This is a genomic window from Aeromonas finlandensis (assembly GCF_000764645.1).
GTDB lineage: Bacteria > Pseudomonadota > Gammaproteobacteria > Enterobacterales > Aeromonadaceae > Aeromonas > Aeromonas finlandensis.
Genome location: NZ_JRGK01000073.1, coordinates 1 through 6,476, shown reverse-complemented (window position 1 = coordinate 6,476; position 6,476 = coordinate 1). Strand labels below are relative to the sequence as shown.

The 6,476-nt window shown below is 57.4% G+C and carries 9 protein-coding genes; 2 read left to right on the top strand and 7 right to left on the bottom strand.

Features of this window, described 5'->3' with window-relative positions:
* The first annotated feature begins 207 nt into the window (after positions 1 to 207).
* Entirely contained in the window at positions 208 to 336 is a 129-nt protein-coding gene (locus LD28_RS23915; RefSeq protein ID WP_267511908.1) for a hypothetical protein, read from the top strand.
* Positions 337 to 339: 3 nt separating this feature from the next.
* Here LD28_RS23915 and mtgA read toward each other — a convergent pair whose 3' ends face one another.
* The 5 genes from mtgA to minC form a co-directional block, all read right to left on the bottom strand.
* Complete coding sequence (mtgA, locus tag LD28_RS0108995; RefSeq protein WP_033136639.1) at positions 340 to 1,131, bottom strand: monofunctional biosynthetic peptidoglycan transglycosylase; 792 nt, start codon at positions 1,129 to 1,131, stop codon at positions 340 to 342.
* On the bottom strand, positions 1,116 to 1,442 hold the full coding sequence (locus LD28_RS0108990; RefSeq protein ID WP_005352317.1) for an HI1450 family dsDNA-mimic protein: 327 nt from the start codon (positions 1,440 to 1,442) through the stop codon (positions 1,116 to 1,118). The genes mtgA and LD28_RS0108990 overlap by 16 nt, the downstream gene beginning before the upstream one ends.
* Positions 1,443 to 1,639: 197 nt before the next feature.
* Positions 1,640 to 1,906, bottom strand: coding sequence for a cell division topological specificity factor MinE (gene minE, locus LD28_RS0108985; protein ID WP_005336848.1), 267 nt, complete (start codon positions 1,904 to 1,906; stop codon positions 1,640 to 1,642).
* 2 nt (positions 1,907 to 1,908) lie between these two features.
* Complete coding sequence (gene minD / locus LD28_RS0108980; protein ID WP_005336847.1) at positions 1,909 to 2,721, bottom strand: septum site-determining protein MinD; 813 nt, start codon at positions 2,719 to 2,721, stop codon at positions 1,909 to 1,911.
* 18 nt (positions 2,722 to 2,739) lie between these two features.
* Positions 2,740 to 3,447: a septum site-determining protein MinC gene (gene minC, locus LD28_RS0108975; RefSeq protein ID WP_033136638.1), complete on the bottom strand. Its 708-nt coding sequence runs from the start codon at positions 3,445 to 3,447 to the stop codon at positions 2,740 to 2,742.
* A 107-nt stretch (positions 3,448 to 3,554) separates the two neighbouring features.
* On the opposite strand from minC, the gene LD28_RS0108970 reads away from it, so the two are divergent.
* Positions 3,555 to 3,833 (top strand): YcgL domain-containing protein, encoded by a 279-nt coding sequence (locus tag LD28_RS0108970; RefSeq protein WP_033136637.1) that lies wholly within the window; start codon positions 3,555 to 3,557, stop codon positions 3,831 to 3,833.
* Positions 3,834 to 4,526: 693 nt separating this feature from the next.
* Here LD28_RS0108970 and LD28_RS0108965 read toward each other — a convergent pair.
* Complete coding sequence (locus LD28_RS0108965; RefSeq protein WP_033136636.1) at positions 4,527 to 5,897, bottom strand: L-serine ammonia-lyase; 1,371 nt, start codon at positions 5,895 to 5,897, stop codon at positions 4,527 to 4,529.
* 275 nt (positions 5,898 to 6,172) lie between these two features.
* The coding region (locus LD28_RS0108960) for an L-serine ammonia-lyase, iron-sulfur-dependent, subunit alpha (protein WP_033136635.1) at positions 6,173 to 6,476 on the bottom strand (304 nt) is incomplete at its 5' end.

Sequence of the window (6,476 nt, the reverse complement as noted above, 5' to 3'; positions counted from 1 at the left end):
GCTCAAGAAACTGATCATAGGCCCATTCGACCAGCTGATCCGGGGTACGCTGTTCCATGAAATCACTCCAGATACATCGAGGTTCGCTACTGTAACAATTATTGGCGGTGGCGGCCAGACCAGTGCGCCGGGCGCGTAGCCGGTCTGTCCAAGCCGCCATTGTGGGGGTATGGTTAAGACGCGGATCATCTGGCAGGGAGTGAGAGGATGAAGCAGCGGGGACGGCGGCAACAGATCAAGCGACGGCGGGAGGCCTGGTGGTGGCACTATCTGCCGCTCCACCGCGAGACGGTGGGCGGTCATTTGGGCCCACCGGAGAAATCCGATGAGCCCTGAGCATCAGTCGGCCTGATGCACCCGATTGAGGGTGATCTGGCCCAGTTGTCCCATCTGGCGGCGGATCCAGACCGAGCGCTTCTGCACATAAGGTGAAGGAGGCTTGACCCGATAGCGCCACGGATTGGGCAGGGCGGCGGCCAGCAGGGATGACTCGTAGCGGGTCAACCGGCTGGCCGGTTTGCCAAAGTAGGTGCGGGCTGCGGCTTCGGCGCCATAGATGCCGGGGCCGAACTCCACGATATTGAGATAGACCTCGAGAATACGGGCCTTGTCCCAGCCCAGCTCCATCAGCAGGGTAAACCAGGCCTCCAGCCCCTTGCGCAGGAAGCTGCGATCACTCCACATAAAGAGGTTCTTGGCGGTCTGCTGGCTGAGGGTGCTGGCGCCGCGCACCCGTTCGCTGTGCTGGTTGTGTTTGAGCGCCGCATTGATGGCATTCATATCAAAGCCGTTGTGGTCGGCAAAGCGCTGATCCTCGGCGGCAATCACCGCCAGTTGCAACTCTTTGGAGATGGACTCCAGATCCACCCACTCATGGCGCACCTGTGCCACTTTGGCGGGCGGAAACAGGGCTCGCTCGATACGCCAGCTCCACATTGGCGGATCGATAAAACGCAGCAAGGCGACCGAGCCGACCGAGCAGAGCAGCCCGGCCAGCGCAATCTTGCCTGCCCACCTCAGCACCCGGCGGCCGAGCGATGCAGATGAGCGCTCGGGGGCCACGGCGTCAGGGTCTGACGCCCACTGATAGTGGCTGGGATCATCGGGATCCGGAATTATTGGGGCAGCCATTCGATGTGGCAGAACTTCTCGTCAACACGGCGGGAGAGCAGCATGCGGGCAAACAGGTGCTCATACTCTTGTTCTTCATTGCCAAGGCCGACCCAGATCTCGGCATAGTCGGTGTCGCTCACCGCAAAACCCACGTCCGCTTCCCAGTCATCGGCCGGGTCGGTTTCGGCCAGCAGGCCGCGGTCGTTGAACTCCTGATTGAAGCGGGCGATCTCCTGCTCCGGCAGGTTGTCAGAGGCCAGCTCCATAAAGAGTTCGAGGGCGGTATCGAGCAGTTCCTCGACGCTGTGCATTTCGTCATTCATAGACATAAGCGGTCTGTTCCAGAAAAGAGAAAAAGATGCCGACGCAGATCACTGCCTGCGGGGCGGCGCTATTCTAGCGGTCGGCAGACCCCTTGGCGAGATGAGGCGAGCCGCTGTGACCTGTTTTTGTGCCAATAAAAAACCGGATCCAGTGACAGGATCCGGTCTTCATTGGGGGAAGGGGTCACGCATAGGGCGTCAGCTCATCCCTTCTTGTCATCGGCGAAGGTGATGTTGAGCTCCAGTACCGACAGCTCATCACTCTTCTGATCCAGTTGGACGGTTATCTTCTCCGGATCAATGTTGACGTATTTGCGGATCACATCGAGGATATCCTGCTTGAGCTGGGGCAGGTAATCCGGCCCCCCTCTGGATGAACGCTCGTGAGCAACAATGATCTGCAACCGCTCTTTGGCCAGTTGTGCGGTGTTCTGTTTCTTGTTGGAACGAAAATAATCCAATAATGACATGTTTAACTCCCGAACAGTCGGCTAAAGAAGCCCTTCTTCTCTTCTTCCAGAAAACGAAATTCCTTGGCATCGCCCAGCAGGCGGGACACCGCATCTTCGTAGGCCTGACCGGCATCGGACTCCTTGTCCAGAATAACCGGTTCGCCGGAGTTGGAGGCGCGCAGCACCGCCTGGGACTCCGGGATCACCCCGAGTAGCGGGATGGCCAGGATCTCCTGTACATCCTGCACGCTCAGCATGTCGCCGCGGTTGACGCGGGTCGGGCAGTAGCGGGTCAGCAGCAGGTGCTCCTTGATGGGGTCTTCGCCACGCTCGGCGCGACGGGACTTGGAGGCCAGGATGCCAAGGATGCGATCGGAGTCACGCACGGAAGAGACTTCCGGGTTGGTGGTGACGATCGCTTCGTCGGCAAAATAGAGCGCCATCAGTGCGCCCGCCTCGATCCCCGCCGGGGAGTCGCAGACGATGTAATCGAACTTCATCTCCGCCAGTTGATCCAGGATCTTCTCGACCCCCTCACGGGTGAGGGCATCTTTGTCCCGGGTCTGGGAGGCGGGCAGGATAAACAGATTTTCCGAGCGTTTGTCCTTGATCAGCGCCTGATTGAGGTTTGCTTCCCCATTGATGACGTTGACGAAGTCATACACCACGCGCCGCTCGCAGCCCATGATGAGATCCAGATTTCTCAGACCGATGTCAAAGTCAATGACCACTGTCTTGTGACCACGCTGAGCTAAGCCGGTGCTCAGGGCCGCACTGGTTGTGGTCTTGCCAACGCCACCTTTACCCGATGTAACGACTATGATTCGCGCCATTCTCGCTTCCTTGTAACTCTATTTGATACGGTCTATTCGGAGTTGTTCGTTGTCCAGCCGGACATGTACCGGTTGCTGGATCAGGCCTGCTGGCAATGCATCGCTCAGCTGGAATGTGCCCGCGATGGAGAGCAGCTCGGCCTGTAATTGCTGGCAATAGATCCGGGCCTGGGTGTTGCCCCGGGCGCCGGCAATGGCTCTGCCACGCAGGGTGCCATAAATATGAATGCTGTCGTCGGCGAGCACTTCGGCTCCCGGACTGACGGAACCCAGCACCACCAGCGAGGTGCCAGCGGCGTAAATCTGTTGGCCGGAACGAACCGGTCCCACATGTACCTTGCTCGGGATCAAGGGGGCGGGTTCAGGCTCGGGAGCTACCACAGGGGCGGCTGGCGCGGGTTCCGGTTCGCTCTTGCGACTCTTGCCCGAGGCGATCACTGCCAGCCCTACCGCCTTGGCGGCCGTTTTCATCTCTTCACTGCGCGCGCCCGTGATGCCGACCAGCACAAACTCCTCGGACTCCACCAGCTCCTTGAGCTGTTCGAAATCGGGAATATGCTCCAGTCGAGAGACATTGATTACCAGCGGCGCACAATTAAAAAAATAGGGCGCCTGGGCCACTTTCTCTGCCAACAACTGACGTATCCGCTCAGGCTCGCCATCGCTGATATGCAACACAGAAATAGTGAAGGTGGTCCCTTTCAATTCGTTATCGCGTTCAACCATGAATCGTCCCCGAGGCAGAGATGCTAATCCGTTATTGTTATTCAATTCCTGATGTTATAGTTTGCCCCCATCAGAGGCAATAAACTCGTCGGATTATATCAACTTCCATGTTATGTGCAGTCTATAAAAGTCGCAAAAAAGCCGAGACCTACCTTTTTGTTGAAAAAAGAGAGGATTTTTCCCGCGTTCCCGAGCCATTGCTGACCGCATTCGGTCGTCCCGAGCTGGTGCTGATGACCAAGCTGGACCCGGCCAAGCCCTTGGGGCTCGCTGATGTCAGCAAGGTGATGGCCGCACTGACCAGCCAGGGGTTCTACCTGCAGGTGCCACCGCCCCCCGAGAATTTGCTGGAACAGCACAAGGCCACCCTGAAAAAGCCATCCTGAATATCCGGCCCCGTTGCGCTCATTGCCCAACGGGGCTAATTCTTTGTGACCGGACATGACGCATTCCAATCTCTGGTATGGACTATTCGATAATCCAGAGACAAGAACTGGTCAAATTAATCCATCCCCTTCGCAATATTCCCCTTTCGCTGTTTAAATAGAAAGTCAATCTGCCCTCAACACCATATCGTCAACCTTTGCTGGCGCTCACAAAAATAGCAGGTAGCGCGTGGGACGATCGGCTATTTCCGCCACGTTACAAAGTGGGATTATTTTTAGCCAACGGTGTTGCTCATCCTATTTTGCCGCCATCGTTCACGCCTAAATCGGACAAGGCTGCATGTTGTGCCACGCTTCTTTGACTCACGAGCAGTTTAACGCACTGTTTATATTGGTGATTGGAGGGCCTGACAAGGGGGCGATGACCGGGGCAGGCTTGTAACAGAGCATTGTGCTTGCCGGGCGGTGCGTCGGTCGGAGTAACAATATGGTGGTGTGAGAACAGTGCTGGCTGCCTCAGAGGGCGGGCCAGTCATTTTTCCTATAACCGCGATGGTTTGTGAGTACAGGAAGGGGTAAGAGCGCAGGAGTTGCTGAACGCTTCCCGTGTGCGGCAGCGCTCTGAGAATAAAATGCGGGCAATAAAAAAGGCGGGATATCCCGCCTTTTCCTGATAAGGGTCGCAACCCTTATTTATTCGCAAGCAACCTGCATTACCTTGATGGCCAGACCACCACGGGAGGTTTCACGGTACTTGGAGTCCATGTCCTTGCCGGTGATGTACATGGTCTCGATCACCTTGTCCAGGGAGACGCGCGGCTTGGAGGTACGACGCAGGGCCATACGGGAAGCGTTGACCGCCTTCATGGCTGCGATGGCGTTACGCTCGATACAAGGCACCTGCACCTGACCGGCAACCGGATCACAGGTCAGACCCAGGTTGTGTTCCATGCCGATTTCGGCGGCTTCACAGACGTGTTCCGGGCTACCGCCCATCAGCTCGGTCAGACCGGCAGCGGCCATGGAGCAGGAGACACCCACTTCACCCTGGCAGCCCACTTCGGCGCCGGAGATGGAGGCGTTCATCTTGTAGAGGATGCCGACGGCACCGGCAGCCAGATAGAAACGGGTGTACTCGTCGCGGCCAACCGGCTGGATGAACTTGTCGTAGTAGGCCAGAACGGCCGGGATGATACCGGCAGCGCCGTTGGTCGGGGCAGTCACTACGCGGCCACCGGCAGCGTTCTCTTCACTGACCGCCAGAGCGAACATGTTGACCCAGTCAACGATGTTCATCGGGTCGTTGGAGAGGTTCTCGTTGGTGTTGAGCTGGCGGTAGAGCGGCGCAGCACGGCGGGGTACGCGCAGCGGGCCGGCCAAGACGCCTTCAGTGCGGCAGCCGCGCTCGATACCTTCGCGCATGGTGTTCCAGATCTTGCCGAACTTCTTGTAGATCTCTTCCGGGGTGTTGAAGCACTTCTCGTTCTCCAGCATCAGAGCGGAGATGGAGAGACCGGTCTGGCTGCAGTGGGCAACCAGCTCAGCGGCGCTCTTGAACGGATAGCGCACGGACATATCGCCGCTGTCTGCTTTGCCGAAGTTCTCTTCGTCAACGATGAAGCCACCACCGATGGAGTAGTAGGTCTTGCTGTAAACCACTTCGTCTTCGATCAGGGCGCTCAGCTTCATGCCGTTTTCGTGCAGCGGCAGGGCTTCGTCATGGAACACCATGGCATTGCGCGGGAAGCTAACGGTGTGGCAGTGCAGGCCGATCGGCAGGCGCTCGGTCTGTTCAACACGGGAGATAAACTCGGGGATTGCATCGATATCGACGTTTTCCGGCAGGTTGCCGGCCAGGCCCATGATGATGGCGGTGTCGGTATGGTGGCCTTTGCCGGTCCAGGAGAGGGAGCCGTAGACATCGACATTGATCCGGGTGATATCGCGGATCTTGCCGCCCGCGCGCAGCTCGTCAACAAACTGTTTGGCCGCTTTCATCGGGCCAACAGTGTGGGAAGAAGAGGGGCCTACACCGATTTTGAAGATATCAAAAACGCTGATCATGTCACTATTACCTCAGGGTAGAAGGGGGCGGCATGCCCACTCACAGAAATTTGGGAGATCCATGGAACGCGCTTGTCAGCGCAGGTCACAGAACCAGATAACCGTAGTGTAACGGCTCCAGACCTAAAAAAAGTTGAAATAGATCTATTTTTGTTGAATCTGAGGCGCGAGTATAAAATTTATTTTTGTGCTTATCCATTTTGTTAAGCGTTTGCCCATAAAAATACCCGGCGATGCCGGGCATTTCGGAACCAAATGGAGTCATTTTCCGTTTTTTAACATTCGGTAATGTTAACGGCGAGGCCGCCACGGGCCGTCTCCTTGTATTTGGTCTTCATGTCGTTGCCGGTCTCCCACATGGTCTTGATCACCTTGTCCAGCGACACCTTGTGCTCGCCGGTGCCACGCAGGGCGAGGCGGGCGGCATTGATCGCCTTGACCGCCCCCATGGCGTTGCGCTCGATGCAGGGCACCTGCACCAGTCCGCCGATGGGATCGCAGGTGAGCCCCAGATTGTGCTCCATACCGATCTCGGCGGCGTTCTCCACCATGGCCGGGCTGCCCCCCAAGAGTTCGGTC